Source organism: Streptomyces sp. NBC_00386 (assembly GCF_036063235.1).
In the GTDB taxonomy this organism is placed as follows: domain Bacteria; phylum Actinomycetota; class Actinomycetes; order Streptomycetales; family Streptomycetaceae; genus Streptomyces.
Window position 1 is genome coordinate 998774 of the sequence record NZ_CP107950.1, and the last position, 17995, is coordinate 1016768.

Consider the following 17995-nt stretch of genomic DNA (forward strand, 5'->3'; position numbering starts at 1 on the left):
CGTCGATCGCCACGGGTCGATTCCCTACCGAGCATGAGTGATCATCGGGGCGCCGCAGCAGGTTGAGCCTACTGCCAACACGACGGTGATCAGACGCTGTTCACCCTCGGCCTCAAGATCACGGAGAACCGTTCGGTGCGCCACCGGACACTGACGGAAAGTGACCCCGAGAACCGCTCCAGGGGCAGGCCGGCGACAACTCAGGAAGAAGTCCCGGCGGTCGGACGCACCGGAAGCCCCGCACTTCGGGCCGCCCCGGGCGAACGGTCCGTGCATTGGTATGGACCTGGTAAGGACCTCCCACTACCCTCGTTCACGCACTTTGAGAGCGCTCTCTCCTGCCCTTCGCCCCACTCACCGACCATCGGATCGACGAAAGGCAACTCCATGAGACGCACCACAGTTCTGCGCATCGCCTTATCCGCCGGCCTGCTCGTCAGCGCCGCGACGCTCGGACTCACCCAGGCCGCGGCCGACGAGGCCCCCCTCACCACCACGACATCCCGGGCACCCGCCTCCTCGGCCCTCGTCTCGGCCATGCAGCACGACCTCGGACTCACCGAGCGGCAGGCGACCGCCCGACTCGCCCAGGAAACCGCCGCACGCGGCGTCGAGGCCACCGCCCGGCGCGTGGCCGGCGCCGCCTACGGCGGCTCCTGGTTCGACGCGAAGAGCGGCAAGCTCGTCGTGGCCGTCACCGAAGCCGCGTCCCGGGATGCCGTGGAGGCGACCGGCGCGCGCGTCACCCTCGTCGAACACAGCCAACGGCAGCTCGACGCCACCATGGCACGCATCGACGCGCTCCACGCACCGGCCGGCGTGGGCAGTTGGCACGTCGACCCCCAGGCCGGCTCCGTCGTCGTCGACGTGGTGTCCGCGCACAAGGATGACAACGATGTCCGGTCCTTCGTCGCCCGCGCCCGGGCGGCCGGCCCCGTCGTCGTGCGGCAGACGGACAAGGCTCCGAGGACGTTCGCGGCCGGCACGGTGGGCGGTGACCCCTACTACACCGGCAACGTCCGCTGCTCCATAGGCTTCTCCGTGTACGGCGGCTTCGTCACCGCCGGACACTGCGCCCAGCCGGGCGCCTCCGTCCGCGGCTGGGACGGCAGCTACATCGGCAACTTCCAGGGCTCCTCGTTCCCGGACAACGACTACGCCTGGGTCAACGTGGGCAGCGGGTGGTGGACGGTACCCGTCGTCCTCGGCTGGGGCACCGTGTCCGACCAGCTCGTCCGCGGCTCGGGCGAGGCGCCCGTCGGAGCGTCGATCTGCCGCTCCGGCTCGACCTCCCACTGGCACTGCGGCACCGTCCTCGCGAAGAACGAGACCGTCAACTACAGCCAGGGCGCGGTGCACCAGATGACCAAGACGAGTGTCTGCGCCGAACCCGGCGACTCGGGCGGCTCGTTCATCAGCGGCGACCAGGCACAGGGCGTCACCTCCGGCGGCTGGGGCAACTGCAGCAGCGGAGGCGAGACCTGGTACCAGCCCGTGAACGAGATCTTGAACCGCTACGGGCTCAGGCTGCACACGGCCTGACCCGACCGCACCGGCCCGCTCGTCCGCCGAGCGGGCCGGTTGCACCCGCGAGTCGTCCGGGACGCGTGGCGCGGTGCGCCGGCCTTCGGCCCCGGCTCCCGGCCGAGCGGGGCCGGAGGTCCTGCCGGTGACGGCGTGCCCGCGTCGCCGCGGCGGCGGCAGCCGTGCACCATGGGCGGGTACCTCTCGCAGCTTCGGAAGGGCTCCTCGTGATCAGCATCCCGGGCCGCACGGCCCACGACGGTACGAAGGTCCCGGCTGTCGGCCTCGGCACCTGGCCGATGGACGACGCGCAGGCCGAGGAAGCGGTGAGCCGCGCGCTCGGCATGGGCTACCGGCTCGTCGACACGGCGACCAACTACCGCAACGAGACCGGCACCGGACGGGGCGTCGCCCGCTCCGGCGTCCCTCGTGAGGAGATCGTCGTCACCACGAAACTGCCGGGCCGGCACCACGGTTACAAGGAGACGCTCGCCTCCTTCGAGGAGTCACGGGCCCGTCTCGGACTCTCCTACGTCGATCTCTACCTCATCCACTGGCCCCTGCCCCGCGTCGACAAGTACGTGGACTCCTGGAAGGCGATGATCGAGCTCCGCGCGGCGGGCCTGGTGCGGTCGATCGGTGTCTCGAACTTCACGGCCGAACATCTCGGCCGGCTGGAGGCGGAGACCGGAGTGGTGCCCTCGGTGAACCAGATCGAGCTCCATCCCTTGCTTCCCCAGGACGAGTTGCGCGCCTTCCATGACGACAGGGGCATCATCACGGAGAGCTGGAGTCCCCTGGGCCGTGGCTCCGCCCTCCTGGACGACCCCGTACTCGGAAAGATCGCCGAGACCCACGGTGTGACGCCCGGGCAGGTCGTGCTGCGCTGGCACACACAGCTCGGAGCGGTGCCCATCCCCAAGTCCGCCGACCCCGGGCGGCAGCGGGAGAACCTCGACGTCTTCGGGTTCGAGCTGACTCCCGCCGAGATGACGGCCGTCGGCGACCGTCCGCACCGGCGCCTCGGCGGCGACCCCACGACACACGAGGAGTTCTGAGGCCCCGGAGCCCCGCCCGTGCCGGGTCTCCGCGGCGGGGCGCCGACGCCGAGGTGTCCTTCTGGTCCCCCGGAACCGGGACACGACATCCTTCCCACTCGCCGTTCCCCGTGACGAGCGGGCAGCGGCTCGACCGGCGCCAGGCCCGGAGCATTCTCGAGGCCTGCGCCTCGGCCCCCGGCGTCTTCCTGCACCACTCGGGGCACACCCACCGCAACAAGCGCACCGTTCTTCCGCAGGCCGGTCATGTCACCCTGCAGGAGGTCGGCGCGGCGAAGGACTACCCGGGTGGCTTCGTACTGCTGCGCGTCCACACCGGCGGCTACGCGCTCAACTACTACCGGAGCAACAGCGAACCGGCCGGGGAGTGGAGCGAGCGGGGCAGCCGGATCGCGGCCGGGCTGTGGCCGCAGTACGCCTTCGGCCGGTCCGTCCGCGACCGCAACAGCGTCACCGTCCGCGACCTCTCCGGCATAGCCCCGCTCCTGCCGGCGAGCGGCGCGGTCGGTGGCACCGGGTAGAACAGCGCGCGTCGTACGCCGCGTGCTGCCGAGCGCGGTGCCACGGTCCGCTCATTGCATGACTTCGGGTACCCATCGCGCTCCGCCGAGGTGCCGTGCGACGCCGTGCGGGTCATCGTGGAGGGGCCGTGCGAGTGATGGGGGAACCGACATGCCGATGCTGCTGATCAAGGGGTCGTACAGAATCGTCGGGGCCAGCCCCGACGGCGACTCGGTTCGCTTCGTCCCGGACGATCCCGGGGAGTGGGACCTGCTGCGGGGACGAAAGGTGCGCCGCAATCTGGCCGGCGGGGCCCAGCTCCGGCTGGACGGCATCGACTCCCTGGAGACCCACTACAGGCCGCCGCACGGGCCCGAACTCCATCAGCCCGCGCCGTACGCCGGTCAGGCCGCGGAGGCGCTGCTCGACTGGCTGGGATTCGAGGAGGTGGAGCGCGGGGCGAACGGAATCGTCAGGCGCAGTACGCCCGAGTCCGTACCCGGCTACATCCTGACGCGCAGCGCGGACGTCCACGGGCGCTGTGTGGCTCTCGCGGGCCGCGGAACCGAGGCCCCGGGTGCCAGTGGGGCGCTCGTCACCGTCACCGCCGAGCACCTTCGGCAGACCGCCAACCATCATCAGCTCGCCGAAGGCCTGGCCTACCCCACGTTCTACCGCAACCTCTTCGTCGGCCTCCGGCGGGAGCTGTCCGGGGCGGCGCGGCAGGCCCGCCAGGACGGTCTCGGGCTGTGGCCGTCCGACCAGACCCAGAGCGGAGCGAAGGTGGAGGGCCCGGCCACGCTGACCGACTCCGCGGTGCTGCTGCCCAAGCTCTTCCGCCGGCTGGCGGACTACCTCCAGCTCAATGACGGCGACCCGTCCCTGGACGGCTTCCGTCCCTACCTGGAGCAGCGCGAGGACCGGCTGTTCGTCCTGTCCGCCGGACAGTGGACCGGCTTCGACACGATCGTGGACGTCACGAACGGCGACACCGTACGGCTCAACCGCCCTCCGGAGGACCTCGTCTTCGACGAGAAGTAGGCGTCCCGGGGCTTCCGGCCGGGGCGCGGGTCCCGCGCCCCGGCCGGAAGCCGGGTCCAGAGAGCCCGGATCCGGCCGGCGCGCTGGCCCGGCGGCGGGCTACGCCGCGTCACGCACCGTGCCGGTGAACTCCGGCCCGTCGTACCGCGTACCGTTCTCCTCGTCGTAGACCCGCAGCCGCAGCCGTACCGTCTCCGCGGGCTCGGTCGCCGTGTCCGCGACGACGGGAATGGTGATCTCGGTGCTCGTCCGGCCGGGCGGAACGTCGGGGTACAGGGAGAGTCCGCGCAGCCGGGACAGGGGCCGTGACGGCAGTGGTGCCTCGCCGGTGTTGTTCCGCAGCCACTGGGGATCGACGTCGGTGGTGGACAGTTCGGCGCCCGAGGCGACGGGCAGGATGACGACGTCGGCCGCGATCTCCACGTCGGCCGCCGCGGAGAGGGACATCCGCCAGGTCAGTCTCCCGCCCTCGACGGCACTGGCGGCGGCCGGGGTCACCTCGACGGTGGGCGCCGGATCGTCGTTCAGCGCGGTCACACCACCCCGGTAGGCACCGGTCACGGCGCCGTGGACCGCCTTCACGAAGATGTCGTGGGAGACGTCGTAGCCGTAGCGCGTGTTGCCCCGGACCTCGACCGGCACCTCGGGGCTCTGGCCGGGCCCTACGGTCACCTCGCGCGAGGTGGTCCGGCCCGTGTCCGGATCGGCGACGAACAGCCGGAGCGTGCCCTTCCCCTGACCGGTGACCTTCACCGGCACGTGGTAGGTCCGCACGCCCGGGCCGCCCTCGTCGACGGTCATCCGGCCGATGTCGACGCGTACCAAATCCGCGGCCCCGACCGCGGGGGTTCCGGCGCGCCATCCCCACGAGTCGACGAGCCACGCCTGCCCGGAGCCGGTGCGCGGGACGATCTCCAGGGACTTCACCCGGTGTGGATCGACCCCCGCGCGGAGGGCGGCGGCCAGCGGCAGCCTGACCTCCTGGCCCCAGAAGGAGGCGGTCCGGTCGGTTCCGGGCAGACCGTCGAGACGGACCCGCCCCAGGGTCGCCCGGTGGCCGGAGGTGTCGGTCAGTCCGATGTCGAACCGGGCGTCCCTGGTGTTCGGCGGAACGATCAGACGCAGCGCCAGATCCCGGGAGCCGGCGATCGAGACCGGCCTCGCCGAACCGACCCGGACCGCGTGACCGGCGGACGTCCATCGCAGTGCCACGGCACGCCGGCCCGGCTCCTGCGACGGCGCCCAGGTGGCGAAGTGCGGCGAGACACCGCTCCGGCCGGAACCGAGGCAGGCCTCCGACACGGCCTCGGTCACCTCCTCGCACAGCCTGCCGCCGTCGACGGAGACCTGTCCGTCCGGCAGGAACGCCGGAGTCCGGCGTCCGCCGACCGCGTGGGTGAGAACCCGGACGGGACCGGCGGAGGGCGCGCGCCGCCCCGAACCGTCGAGCAGCGGCCGTGCACGGTCGTCACCGGCGACGAACAGCCGCGCGGCGGCTGCGATGTATGTCGCGCCGGCGGTCTGCTGCTGACGTGCCGTCAGCCTCGTGGCGGTGCCGGGCGAGCACACCCGGTCGGGCTCCCCGTTCCAGAAGTCGTCCTCCGCCGGTGCCTGGGCCTGGCCCGGGGTCCACTCGGCGTTGAAGAAGTTGTGGTTGGCGCCGACCATGTAGACGGCGCTGTGCAGAGCGGCGCCGTGGCTGACTCCGCGTGTCGCGTCCACGTACATCTCGCCCTGGAGGTCGGACACATCGCCGTCGCAGCCGGGCAGGATCGTCGCGGAGGGGACGTCGGGCGCCGGGTTCTGCCCGAAGATCGTGGGGCCGATGAGGACGGTGCCGCGGATGTGCCAGCGCACCGGCCCGTGATAGCCGTCCTGGTCGGCCGGGGCGCCGTACAGGCTGTCCATGGCTGCCCGGTTCACGCCCTCGCCGCCGCGCGAGTGGCCGACCAGCAGGACACGTGACAGGTCCGCGGGAGCCGCGCGACGTACGATCGGGGGCGCGGAGGCCGGGTCCGCGGACCAGCCCGCCCAACGGGCCAAGTGCTGCCGCACCAGCGACGACCGGGCCTGCGCGCCGCCGTCCTCCGCCGCGTAGTCCTGTCCGTTGATGCCGTTGGCGGCGATGGACACGGTCACATATCCCTGCGAGGCCAGCAGCTTCTGGTCGGCGAGGTAACCCCGGTAGCTCGGAATGGGCCTGCTGCCCGCCGGGCAGGGCCATTCGCCACTCGGGTCGTGGCCATGGCCGTAGCAGGTGGCGTGGCGGCCGTGCAGGAACAGGGCCAGCGGCCGGTGTCCCGGGGCGTTCGTGGGCGCGACCACCACGGCGCGCATCTCCACGCGCTCGGCCAGGCCGGGCAGGCGGACCGAGGGGAGCTTGTAGTCACCGGTGGCCGTCCGGTAGGAGCCCGGCCTGCCGGGGTCGACGGCGTTCACCGGCAGCCGGGTCGAAGGCCGGGGCGACAGCCCGGACGGTTCCCCGGGCTCCTTCGGCCCGACGGGCCGGTTCCGCCCGGCGCCCACGGCGTCCAGGCGCCGTTCGCCGGTCCGTGCCTGGAGATCGGACGGCTTCCCGAACTGTGCCGCACCCAGCGCGAGCCGGAAGGAGCGGCCGTCCGGCGCGCCGACGGGACGGCCGAGTAAGCGGTCCCCGGAATAGAACGCGACGCCCGAGTCGCTGATGGGCACCGGCTCGGCCGAGCGCCAGACCAACTGTCGCGCCCCTCCCCCTCCGGTGAGGCTCCACCCGGTGGGAAGTCCGCCGTCGGCGTCCTCGGCCGAGGCCGATCCCACGGACCGCGCGGAGCCGGTGGTGTTGTGCTGTGCCTGGGTCGATCCTGGCGATCCCGCGACCGCTGCGAGCAACACCGCAGCGACGACTCCTATTCGCCGGACACGGAACAAGATTCTTCTCCTCCTGGTCGGCATGCGCCCCCGTCGCCACGTCGGTCCCGAAGGGCTCCCCCGTCCCACGAGGACGGAGGAGGAGGCCGGGGGGTTGCCTCGCGTCGGCGGCGTTCTTCCTTCTCAACTCCCTTACGGCGACGCCGATTCGAGCATTCCGGCCAGACGGAGGGTGCGCGTGACGCTCTCTTCCGCCGCCCACGCGTGCGGGCCCCGGCGCCGGGGATCGGCGCCAGGGCCCGCACGGGACGGGTCAGGGCTGGAGGGGCATCGTCCAGCAGTTGGAGGAGGCGTGCCTGCCGGAGAGACGGTCGGTCAGCCAGGAGATGGCGTCGCCCTGGTCGGTGAGGAGGGGTGCGACATGGTTGAGGAGCAGTCCGTCGCCGAGGTTCGGCAGGACGATGGCGTCGTACGTGATGTCGGCGCCCTTGCGGCACCAGTCGACGGCGAGTTGACGTGCCTGGGCGTGCGGAACGATGTCGTCCTGGACGCCGGTGACCAGACGTACCGGACTGGTCGGCTTGAGATTGCCGATGCGCTGGTCGGCGAGCGTGGCCTGGAGGGCCGGTGTGCTCGCGACGAGGTCGCTGACGGAGTGGCCGTCGGTCGTCCAGGAGGTGCTCTTCTTGAACGCGTATCCGAGGATCGCGTCGCCGACACACATCGTGGAGAGGTCGTTCAGCGCGGCCTTCCCGGCGGCATTGATGTGGGCGTCCGCGAAGTCCTTGAGATCGGGGTCGGACTGGAGGAAGCCGTTGAGGGACCAGCCCAGGGCGCCGGCGAGGGCGCTGCCGTCGATGCCCTTGATCACCTCGGTGAGGTTGGCGGGCGGTGCGCCGGCGTAGGTGCCGGCCAGGGTGATGTCCGGGGCGTAGGAAGGCTGGAGTTCGGCCGCCGACGCGCTGGCACCGCCGCCCTGGCTGTAGCCGAAGAGGCCGACGGGTGAGGCGGAGGTGACCGACGTTCCGCCCAGCGCGCGGGCCGCGCGGACGGCGTCGAGCAGCGCGTGGCCGCCGTCGAGGCGGTCGACGTACGTGTGGAGCCGGTCGGTCGCGCCCAGCCCGACGTAGTCGGTGACGACCACCGCCACGCCGGAGGCCAGGAGCCGGTAGATCGAGAGGTCCTCGTACCCGACCGAAACCGTCTCGTCGTTCAGGCTGATCGGGTGTTCGAGCCCCATGGAGGCCGCGCACTGGTCGCCCTGGCCCATGGTGCCGGGGGCCACGGCCACCAGGGGGCGCGGGCCGTCGCCCTTCCAGCGGGCCGAGGGCTCGATGTAGGCGCCGGTCACGGCGACGGGCCGCCCGTTGGAGTCGGTCGACTTGTACATCAGGCGGGTCGCGGTGCCGGGGAGCGGACCGTCGAGGCCGGGCAGGCTGAGGGCGAGGGGGAGGGGTTCGCTGCGGATCAGGGCGCCGTTGGCCGCGGGGAGGTTCGCAGGCGGCGTGTAGAACGCGGGGATGGTCACGCCACGGGACACCACGTCGCCGGTGCCGGCCGCCGTCGCGGGGAGCGCCTGGACGCTCAGACAGGCGAGTACCGCGAGTGCGGTGGCGAGGAGGCGGCCGCGGTTCCGTGCGACGGGCCCGGGGCGCGTGGAGGGCAGATCCCGTTCCGGACGCCGGCCGGACACCGGACGCGGCTGATGGGTGCTGTGGGGTCGTTCCATGCGGCTCACTCCCTGCTTCGTCAAAACGTGGGGGTCGTGCGGGCGGCCGACGGCGTCAATGGCGTGACGCCGGGTGTGGCTGGGGGCCGGCCGGGGGCCGCCACCGCGGGAATTCGGTGACGGTCACGGGTCGGTGAGGGGGGAAGAGCGGTGCCGGGATGCGGAGTTCGGGCAGGACGGGACCCCGCCCGGCCGCATCGCGGAGGTGGACAGGACGAGGACACCGTCGACGCGCCGTCGGCCGGGCGGCGCGTGGTGCGGTGTCCACCCGCACGTCGTCCGACGTGCGGGTGAGGCGGCAGGGCTCGGGGGTCGTGTTCGGCGGAGCCCGGGGGCTCGTGGCTGCGGCTCCGCCGTTCCGTACTGTGTCCCGCTGTCCCGTGCCGTCCTGTTCCTGTATCGGTTCCCGGCAGCGGCGGACGTCGAAGTCCCGTTCGGCGCCCGCTAGTTACTCCCGAGTCACATCAGGAGAGTAGGAGCGGATGTCACTCAGTGACAAGATGTCTGCGTGCGCCATTTCCGAACGGCTCGCTATGCTGCCTCCGGTCGGACAGACAGGGATGGTGGGGCGACGGTGCGCGAAGCGGCACCCGCAGACCGGACCACGCAGGCCGCGGCGGCCGCGCGGCCGTCACTGGGCGAACGGCGCAAGGAGGCCCTCCGTCTGGACATAGCCCGCGAGGCCGTGCGCCTGTTCGTCTCCCAGGGCGTCACGAGCACCACGGGGGACCAGATCGCGGAGGCGGTGGGCGTCTCGACCCGCACGCTGTGGCGCCACTTCCCGACCAAGGAGAGCTGCGTACGCCCGTTACTGACGGCGGGACTCGACGCGGCGACGGATCAACTGCGGCACTGGCCGCCGGAGACCGGCCTGCTGGACTTCCTCATCCGTTCCTGCCGTCACGGGACACTGCCGTCCGCCGACCCCGCGGTGCTCGACCTGATCCGCATGACCCCCACCGAGCCGGCGCTGCGCGCCGTCTGGCTCCAGGCCCACGACGACGCGCTGCCCGTGCTCACCGAAGTCCTCGCCCGGCGTTCCGGCGGGAGCACCGACGATCTGCGGGTCAAGGTGCACGCGGCCACCGTCAACGGCGCGCTGCGCGCGGCGGCGGAGGACTTCGCCGTACGTTTCGCCGACGAGGCGCAGGCCTCGGAGGAGGACCTCGCCGCGTGCATGCACGCCGCACTCCGGGCGGCATCCGAGGGCCTGCCGTACTGACGCCGGCAACGACCCGTCAGGACCCACCGGTTGGAGCCGCGGGCCGCGGGCGAACGGTCCGCGAGCCCCACGCGAGGCGCGCGGGAACGGCGGCCGGGTAAAGATTTCATCTGGTCTAGTCCAAAGACCCATTTGGTCTAGTCCAACATATTGACGTGATCGCGACAGAGCCCGGAAGCTGGGGACTCCCCCACCCCTCTGGAGGCACAGTGAGACGTCTTCGCGCATGTCTGGGCGCGGCTGCCGCCGTGAGCCTGGCCGCGGTCGGCACGACCGCGCTCGTCGCGGGCAACGCCTCGGGCGCGACCACCGCGCTCAGCAACCGCTGGTACGCCGCCGCCCCTTACCTGATGCCGCTGGACAACGATCCGCCGGACGCGGCCGCCATCATGGACACGACCGGTCTCAAGGCGTTCCAGCTCGCTTTCGTCCTCGCCCCCAACGGCGGCGGCTGCTCGCCCACTTGGGGCGGAACGGCAGCGGTGTCCTCGGACACGGCCGTGCAGTCGGTCATCAACACCATCCGCGCCAAGGGCGGCGACGTCTCCATCTCGATCGGCGGCTACGGCGGCACCAAGCTCGGGCAGACCTGCTCGGACGCGGCCTCCACCGCTGCCGCGTACCAGCAGGTCATCACCAAGTACGGCCTGCACGCGGTCGACTTCGACCTCGAGGAGCCGGAGTACGAGAACACGGCGGCCATCAAGAACGAGATCGGTGCCGCCAAGATCCTTCAGCAGAACAACCCGGGCCTGTACGTGTCCGTCACCACGGCCGGCACGGCGGACGGAACGGGCTGGTTCGGCAAGCAGATGCTGCTGGAGGCGAAGGCGCAGGGCTTCACCCCGAACAACTTCTCCATCATGCCGTTCGACGGCGGCTTCAACGGCGCCGCGTCCCAGACCGGCGCGCTCGCCAACTTCAACACGATCCTCCAGTCGACCTTCGGCTGGGACCAGGCGACCGCCTACGCCCATGAGGGCTTCTCCGGCATGAACGGGCGCAGTGACACCGGCGAGTACTTCTCCCAGGCCGACTTCCAGACGGTGCTGGACTTCGCCACGAGCCACAAGATGGACCGCTTCACCTTCTGGTCCCTCAACCGCGACCGTCAGTGCTCCCCCGCCGACAACGGCGGCCGTACGTCGGGCACTTGCTCCAGCGTGGCCCAGAACTCCTGGGACTTCGCGAAGTACTCGGTGAAGTTCGCCGGTGCGACCCCGCCCACCGGTACCCCCACCCCGACGCCCACCCCGACCCCGACGCCCACGCCCACGCCGCCGAGCAGCGCCTGCAAGACGGCCTGGAACTCGGCCACGGTCTACACCGCCGGCAACGAGGCTTCGTACAACAACCACAACTGGAAGGCCAAGTGGTGGACCCAGAACGAGGCGCCGACCGGCGCCGAGTGGGGTCCGTGGCAGGACGAGGGCGCCTGCTGACCACTTGACCGGCTCCTGACGGGCTTCTGACGGGGCACCCCCACGGGCGCCCCGTCCGGCTCCGCCGGCCCTCGGCCCGCCGCAGGACCGTACCTCTGAGGGGACGGCGTCACCCGGGATCCGGGCGGCTCCGTCCCCTCATCACGTGACCCCGGGGCCGGAACGCAGTGCCTCCCTCATCGCCTTCGCGGTGGCCGTCGGGTCGTAGCCCTCGGGCACGCCCGGGACCAGGATGATGTCCCCTTCGATGTGCCGCGAGCGCAGCGGAGCGATGTCCCGGTACGCGGGTGACTCCCACCAGGCACGCGCCTCGGTCATGCCGGGGAAGCCGATCACGACGACATGGCCGGGCCAGCCTCCCTCCACCACCTCGTGCCGCGTGGCGTGCACGAGGAAGCGGCCGCCGTACGGTCCGAAGGTCGCGCCGATCCGCTCGATGTACTCGGCGATCTCGGGGTGCGGTGCGGCTTCCCGCAGGTGGGCTATGGCGTACGCGGTCATGGCATCCTCCGGCCGTTCGGGCTCCGTTCTCACCGACCCTGGCAGCCGCGCCCACAGGAGTCGATTACCCGAGAGGTAAGCGGCCCGTGACGCCTCTACGCCTTCGGCCTTCCTGGCCGGACCGGAGGACGGGTCACGGTGACCGTCAGCCGCGCGCACTCCATCGCCACGGAACATGTGAAACTCCTCTGGCAGCGCACCAGGAGCCGCCCCTCGTGCGGCTGACGCGACAGGTACGCCTCTCCCCCGTATGCCTCTCCCTCGTGGGGACCCGGGCACGACACGTCCAGGAGAGCCCGTTCGCCACCTTCTTCACAGCTGCTTCTCCAGGTCAGCCTCGTCGGCGCCGGGGATGAAACCGCCCGGGCCGACCGCCGTGCCCGGAACAGCGTCATCGTCGAACCCGGCCTTGCCGGTGCCCGCCGGCCGTCTGAGCGCGGCTGTCCCGTGAGCGCGTCGAAGCAGCGACGGCCGACAGGCGGCATCGGGCCAACGAAGACCGGCCCCCTCGGAAGCCCCGGTGTCGCCGCCGCCCGGAAATCGCTCGCGCAGCCCGTGGATCGAGGAGGATCCTCAGGTTCCGGCAGCGCGAGCGGCCGGCCCGCCGAACCGGAAGGGGAACGCCGTGACCCGCGGCCTTGTACGGAAACTGCTGCTGCGGCTTCGCACCCGGGCCGACGTTCGCCGCGTCCCGGCGCACCTGCGCGACGACCGCCTGCCCGTCCGGCCGACCGCACAGCAACTCCGCGACGCCACGGCCGCCGTCGAGTCCCGGCATCACCGCAACGCCGACGAACTGGCCGCTCTGCTGCTCGCCGTCGACCGCAACGGTGACCCCGGACTGGTTGCCGAAACCGGACAGCTCCTGCTGCGGGCGCACCCCCGTGTGTGGCTCATGCTCGATGTGGTGGCACGCCGTGTGTGGTGGCGGGCTCCGCGCTGGTCGGCGGTCGCGGTGCAGCGCCTGTCGCGGGGCGAGTACTCCCCGCTGGGACTCACGCTCGCCGCGTTCCACCCCGACGGCCATGTCCGTGAGGCCGCCGTTGCCCGACTGGCCGAACTCCACGACACCCTGGCGGTGCCCGCGCTGACGCTGCGGGCCTGCGACTGGGTTCCGCAGGTCCGTGACCGTGCCCGGCCTGCGCTCGAACACCGCCTCGCCGAGCCCTCCACCGCGATGCTGGTCGCGGCGCTCGCCCTGGCCCTGGGGGAACGGCGTGAAGGCCGCTGGCTGGCCGGCCGCATCGAAACCGCGTTCCGGGAAGGTCCGGTCGAGTTGCTGACCGCCGCCCTTGCCGTCCCCGACCGGCGCACCCGCCGCACCGCACACCTGACCGCGCTCGCCGCCGGCCGGCTCGACCTGACGCAGATGCTCCACGCCGCCGAACACGACGACGACCTGCCGACCCGGGTCCGGTGCGCCGAAGCCGCGGTGAAGACCGCGGCCGCGGCCAAAACCTTCGACCTCGTCCGTCCCCTGCTGTCCAGCGGTACCGCGGTGGTCCGCGCGGAGGCGGTCCAGCTACTGGCCCGAGAAGGCGACACCGCCCCCGCCGTCGCCGCGCTCGCCGACCTCAGCCCGACCGTGCGGGCGGTCGCTCAGACCGCGCTGCGCCGCGCCGGATCCGACCCGGCGGAGCAGTACCGGCGCCTCGTCACGGCTTCGCTCCCCGAGCCGGGAGCCATCGCCGGCCTCGGCGAGACCGGGACCGCTGACGACGCCGGCCTCATCCCCTGCTGGCTCGATCACCCGCGGCCCCGCGGCCGGGCAGCGGCCGTGCGCGCGCTGCGCCGCCTGGGCGCGGCCGACCCGGACACCCTCTCCGCCATGCTCACCGACCCGTCCGGCGTGGTCACCCGGCAGGTCACCATCGCGCTGCGCCCCTGGGCGTCCCGCCTCGACCTGGCGCGTCTGCGGGAACTGCTCACCGCGAACAACCCCCATCACATACGCACGGCCGCCTACCGGTTGCTGCACGAAGGGGACACCTGGACTCGGCTGCTCATCGACCTCGAACTCGTCGCCGACCCTTCGATGCAAGACCTCGCCCGCAGCGACATCGCCGCCTGGCTCACCCGCGAGGCCGCCACCACGTACTCGATGCCGCAGGGCCGTACCGCCGACGCGCTCACCAGACACCTGTACGACGCCGAAGACGCACTCGGCCCGGACCAGGTGCGCCTGCTGCGCTTTCACCTCGGGCTCAAACCGCCGTCAACCGTGTGAGCCCGGTCCGGTGAAGCAGGCGTGCTCATGCGCGCAGGCAGCGCCGTAGGGGAGCCCGTATGTTCCGGGTTCACGGTCCAGGTGTCGCGCCGGTCGGGGGTGGATTCGCGGGTGGGTCTGCGGCATATGAGGTCGATCGTCGCGACATGGATCACAGCTTCGGAAGTCTCGCCGTCCGCGTGACCGAGAGCGCGCCAGAGCTGGGGGGCGGGCACCGGGCCGTTCCGGTCCGGTCGACGGTCAGGGTGGGCTCTATATGCTCTTTCAGCCGTTCGGACCGGCACCATGGCGTAAATGACCGTTTTTCCGCCGACGGCCCGCCTCAGAAATGCGTTCTCCCTGTTCAGGGTCTTGTCGCTGCCGCCGATGCCTGGTCTTCTGTACGCCCGGTGACCGTTACTGCCTCACCTCCCCAGGGTCTGCCCGCAGCCCCGGGTGAGGCGAGGCCGGCAGGAAAGGCAAGGACGTGGACTCAGTGGCTGGGCAGGACGTGCGGAGGCAGCTGCCCGAGGGACTGGGTGCGGCGCTGCACGAGACCGCCGAGGACATCGCCGCGCTGCTGCGGGCCGACGCCGACATGGAACGCCGGATCCCCGGGGCCACGTGGAGTGTCGGCGAGGCGGCCGCACATCTGGCTCTGGCCAACGAGCTGATGGCCCAGCTCGCGGCGGGACACGCGCGCCCCTACGGGGACGGCACCCCGCAGAGCCTCGCCGGGGCCAACGAACGGTCGCTGGCGGAGTTCGGGGAGCGGCGGGCCGAACCCCTCGCCGCGATGATCGTCGAACACGCCGACGCCTGTGCCGCGTCACTGGACGAAGGCGTCCTGGAGGGACCCGTGGTCACTCCGCTGGGCCCGATGAGTCCGGCGGAGCTCGGGGCGTACCTGCTCACGCACATGCTCGGCCACGGCTACGACCTCGCCCGCGCGCTGGGACGGCCGCACATGCTCGACCGGGCCCGGGTGGAGCTGACCCTGCCGTTCCTGCTCACGGCGATGCCGCGGGTGGCCGAACCGCGCAACACCGCCGGGATGAACGCCCGCTACGCCATACGGCTGTGGGGCGGCGGCGCGTTCGGCGTGACACTGGCCGACGGTGTGGTGACCGTCGACGAGCGGCCACCGGCGGGACCGGACTGCACCATCTCCATCGAGCCGGTCACCTTCCTCCTGATGGCACTCGGCCGCCAGGGGCAGGTGAGCCCCCTTCTCCGCGGCCGCATCCTCGTCCGTGGCCGCAAGCCCTGGCTCGCGCCCCGCTTCCCCGGCCTCTTCACCGCGCCCTGAGCGCACCGCCCCCGCACGGGCCCGCTCTCCGCGACCCTCCCGCGGGATCAGCCGAGCCTGCGGTCGAGGTTGAAGGCGGCGCTGATGAGGGCGAGGTGGGTGAAGGCCTGGGGGAAGTTGCCGCTCTGTTCGCCGGTGTGACCGATCTCCTCCGCGTAGAGGCCGAGGTGGTTGGCGTAGGTGAGCATCTTCTCGAAGGCGAGCCGGGCCTCGTCGAGTCGGCCCGCTCTGGTGAGTGCCTCCACGTACCAGAACGAGCAGATCGAGAAGGTGCCTTCCTCGCCCTGGAGACCGTCGGGGCTCGTCTGCGGGTCGTATCGGTAGACCAGGGAGTCGGAGACCAGGTCCTCGCCCAGGGCGTCGAGGGTGGCGAGCCATTTGGGGTCGGTGGGGGAGATGAACTTCCCGAGCGGCATCATCAGCAGCGACGCGTCGAGGATGTCGCTGTTCTCGCACTGGGTGAAGGCGTTGCGTCGGGTGGACCAGCCCTTGCTCATGATCCGCTGGTAGATCGTGTCGCGGGCTTCGCCCCAGCGCAGCACGTCGGCGGGCAGGCCACGGTGCCGGGCCAGCCGCATGGCACGTTCGATGGCCACCCAGCACATGACGCGGGAGTAGAGGAAGGGCTTACGGCCTCCGCGGGTCTCCCACACTCCCTCGTCGGGCTGGTCCCAGTACTCGCACACCCAGTCGACCAACCCGCGGATGTTGTCCCAGTGCGCGCTGGAGAGGGGCTGCCCCCACTTGTCGTAGAGGTAGAGGCAGTCGACGAGGGCGCCGTAGATGTCGAGCTGGAGCTGGCCGACGGCGCCGTTGCCGACGCGTACGGGCGCGGATCCGCGATAGCCCTCGAGGTGGGTCAGCTCGCGTTCGGGCAGGTCACGGCGCCCGTCGATGCCGTACATGATCTGCAGCGGGCCGTCCGGGCCGATGTCCTCCGGTATACCGGTCTGGACGTGCTCGGACAGGAAACCCATGAAGGCCTCGGCCTCGTCGGTGAAGCCCAGGCGCAGCAGCGCGTACACACAGAACGCGGCGTCGCGGATCCACACATAGCGGTAGTCCCAGTTGCGCTCACCGCCGATCCGCTCGGGCAGGCTGGTGGTCGGCGCGGCGATGATGGCGCCGGTGGGGGCGTACGTGAGCAGTTTCAGTGTGAGGGCGGACCGGTGCACCATCTCCCGCCACCTGCCCCGGTAGCGGGACTGCGACAGCCAGTGCCGCCAGTAGCGCACGGTGGCCTTGAAGTCCCGCTCGGCCTCCGTCACGGCGCAGAACCGCGGAGCCACCTCGTCGGTGATCCGGTCGAGGGCGAAGACCGCGGACTCGCCCTCGCGCAGCTTGAACAGCGACCACACGTCCTGCCCCGCAACCTCGACCGGCACCGTGGACGTCAGGGCCAGCTTGAGCGCGGGTGTGGTGAAGACGGCCTGACCGGAGTCGACGTGCACGGTGTGCGGGACCGTCCCGTAGGCGAAACGGGGGGCGACGCGCGCGCGAAAGGGCAGGGTGCCCCGAACGCACACCACACGGCGGATCAGGCGGTGCCGGCCGGCCTCGCGCGAGTCGTCGACGACCGGCATGAAGTCCTGGATCTCCCCGACCCCGTCGTCCGCGAAGAACCGGGTGATCAGCACATTCGTGTCGGGGAAGTAGAACTGCTTCGTCCGTGCCGGAACGTCCGCGGCGAGCTCGAAGCGGCCGCCCCGGTCGGCGTCCAGGATCGAGGCGAAGACGCTGGGCGCGTCGAAGCGTTCGCAGCAGTACCAGTCGATGGTGCCGTCGGTGCCGACCAGCGCCGCGCTGCGCAGGTCGCCGATCAGGCCGTGGTCGGCGATCGGCAGGTAACGGGGGGTGCCCGTGCCGTACGGGCCACCGGGCGCGCCATGGGTCCCGCCGTCGGCTCCGACCCCGGAGTTCATGTCCGCCGTGCTGGCCATACCGGCCTCCTCTGGGCCGTCACCCGAGCCTCCCCCTCCGCTCCAGGCTAACGAGTCGTCCGCGTTCAGGGGTGTTCATGAGTGTTCATGGGTATTCGGGGGTTTTCGCGCGTGCTCAGTGCAGGACGACCTTGGCGGCGACGATGACCAGGCCGAGGGCCAGGTTGACGAAGCCCTCGGCGACGACCAGCCCGCGGGAGGCGCCGGCGCGGACGGCTCCGAGGCACGCCCACATGATCTGCTGGGCCACGGCGATGCCCAGGGCGATCCACAGGCCCGTGCCCACGCTCGTCCCGAAGACTGCGCTGAGGGCCACGGCGGCGGCGGGAAGGGTGGCCGCCTCGACGATGGACCACTCGTGCGTGCCGATCCGGCGGATCTGGCGCAGCGACCAGCGCTGGCCGACGATGCGTTCCCCGGCGATCTGCGCGTATACATGGGTCGCCCAGAACACCAGGCCGGTGACCACCAGCAGCACGACGGCCTCGAGCCGCGGGTACTCCCCCGTCGTTCCGGCCGTGGCCACCACGGAGGCGGCCAGGATGGAGCCGTAGATGGCGCCCGCGTAGTCGGTCCGCTGGTGTTCCGGCCGGTATGCGCCATCCCCGCGCTCGGGCGGAACGCTGGAGCCACTCACCCGTTCACGATAGGCGGCGGGCCGGGGCCACGCCCGGC

The 17995-nt window shown here is 71.7% G+C and carries 13 protein-coding genes; 8 read left to right on the forward strand and 5 right to left on the reverse strand.

Annotated elements, in window-relative coordinates; translation table 11 throughout:
* Positions 1–387: 387 nt before the first annotated feature.
* The 4 genes from OG780_RS04185 (at position 388) to OG780_RS04200 (ending at position 4124) form a co-directional block, all read left to right on the forward strand.
* Positions 388–1542, forward strand: a complete 1155-nt coding sequence (locus tag OG780_RS04185) for a S1 family peptidase (RefSeq protein ID WP_328444797.1) — start codon at positions 388–390, stop codon at positions 1540–1542.
* Between the two features lie 209 nt (positions 1543–1751).
* Positions 1752–2582: an aldo/keto reductase gene (locus tag OG780_RS04190; RefSeq protein WP_328444799.1), complete on the forward strand. Its 831-nt coding sequence runs from the start codon at positions 1752–1754 to the stop codon at positions 2580–2582.
* A gap of 110 nt (positions 2583–2692) precedes the next feature.
* On the forward strand, positions 2693–3103 hold the full coding sequence (locus OG780_RS04195) for a hypothetical protein (protein WP_328444801.1): 411 nt from the start codon (positions 2693–2695) through the stop codon (positions 3101–3103).
* A gap of 151 nt (positions 3104–3254) precedes the next feature.
* Positions 3255–4124, forward strand: a complete 870-nt coding sequence (locus tag OG780_RS04200; RefSeq protein WP_328444803.1) for a nuclease — start codon at positions 3255–3257, stop codon at positions 4122–4124.
* Between the two features lie 99 nt (positions 4125–4223).
* Here the strand turns inward: OG780_RS04200 and OG780_RS04205 are convergent, their stop codons facing one another.
* Both OG780_RS04205 and OG780_RS04210 read right to left on the reverse strand, forming a co-directional pair.
* The gene (locus OG780_RS04205) at positions 4224–7031 is read right to left on the reverse strand and encodes a hypothetical protein (RefSeq protein ID WP_443062100.1); all 2808 of its coding nucleotides are present in this window, start codon (positions 7029–7031) and stop codon (positions 4224–4226) included.
* Between the two features lie 253 nt (positions 7032–7284).
* The gene (locus OG780_RS04210) at positions 7285–8700 is read right to left on the reverse strand and encodes an alpha/beta fold hydrolase (RefSeq protein ID WP_328444807.1); all 1416 of its coding nucleotides are present in this window, start codon (positions 8698–8700) and stop codon (positions 7285–7287) included.
* A gap of 574 nt (positions 8701–9274) precedes the next feature.
* On the opposite strand from OG780_RS04210, the gene OG780_RS04215 reads away from it, so the two are divergent.
* Positions 9275–9922, forward strand: coding sequence for a TetR/AcrR family transcriptional regulator (locus OG780_RS04215; protein WP_328444809.1), 648 nt, complete (start codon positions 9275–9277; stop codon positions 9920–9922).
* Between the two features lie 209 nt (positions 9923–10131).
* A complete protein-coding gene (locus tag OG780_RS04220) occupies positions 10132–11364 on the forward strand; it encodes a carbohydrate-binding protein (RefSeq protein WP_328444811.1) in 1233 nt (410 codons plus the stop codon).
* A gap of 141 nt (positions 11365–11505) precedes the next feature.
* Here OG780_RS04220 and OG780_RS04225 read toward each other — a convergent pair whose 3' ends face one another.
* On the reverse strand, positions 11506–11865 hold the full coding sequence (locus tag OG780_RS04225) for a DUF1330 domain-containing protein (protein WP_328444813.1): 360 nt from the start codon (positions 11863–11865) through the stop codon (positions 11506–11508).
* A 625-nt stretch (positions 11866–12490) separates the two neighbouring features.
* Here OG780_RS04225 and OG780_RS04230 point away from each other — a divergent pair.
* Complete coding sequence (locus OG780_RS04230; RefSeq protein ID WP_328444815.1) at positions 12491–14092, forward strand: hypothetical protein; 1602 nt, start codon at positions 12491–12493, stop codon at positions 14090–14092.
* A gap of 466 nt (positions 14093–14558) precedes the next feature.
* Positions 14559–15380, forward strand: a complete 822-nt coding sequence (locus OG780_RS04235; RefSeq protein WP_443062101.1) for a maleylpyruvate isomerase family mycothiol-dependent enzyme — start codon at positions 14559–14561, stop codon at positions 15378–15380.
* Between the two features lie 47 nt (positions 15381–15427).
* Here OG780_RS04235 and OG780_RS04240 read toward each other — a convergent pair whose 3' ends face one another.
* Together OG780_RS04240 and OG780_RS04245 are read right to left on the reverse strand one after the other, a co-directional pair.
* Positions 15428–17320, reverse strand: coding sequence for a glycoside hydrolase family 15 protein (locus OG780_RS04240; protein WP_328444817.1), 1893 nt, complete (start codon positions 17318–17320; stop codon positions 15428–15430).
* A 115-nt stretch (positions 17321–17435) separates the two neighbouring features.
* Positions 17436–17957, reverse strand: a complete 522-nt coding sequence (locus OG780_RS04245; RefSeq protein ID WP_328444819.1) for a hypothetical protein — start codon at positions 17955–17957, stop codon at positions 17436–17438.
* Between the last annotated feature and the right edge of the window lie 38 nt (positions 17958–17995).

What these genes read in the sequence shown, in the direction of transcription:
- OG780_RS04185 (WP_328444797.1), top strand. Translation starts at nt 388, where the DNA reads ATGAGACGCACCACAGTTCTGCGCATCGCCTTATCCGCCGGCCTGCTC.
- OG780_RS04200 (WP_328444803.1), top strand. Translation starts at nt 3,255, where the DNA reads ATGCCGATGCTGCTGATCAAGGGGTCGTACAGAATCGTCGGGGCCAGC.
- OG780_RS04210 (WP_328444807.1), bottom strand. Translation starts at nt 8,700, where the DNA reads ATGGAACGACCCCACAGCACCCATCAGCCGCGTCCGGTGTCCGGCCGG.
- OG780_RS04225 (WP_328444813.1), bottom strand. Translation starts at nt 11,865, where the DNA reads ATGACCGCGTACGCCATAGCCCACCTGCGGGAAGCCGCACCGCACCCC.
- OG780_RS04240 (WP_328444817.1), bottom strand. Translation starts at nt 17,320, where the DNA reads ATGGCCAGCACGGCGGACATGAACTCCGGGGTCGGAGCCGACGGCGGG.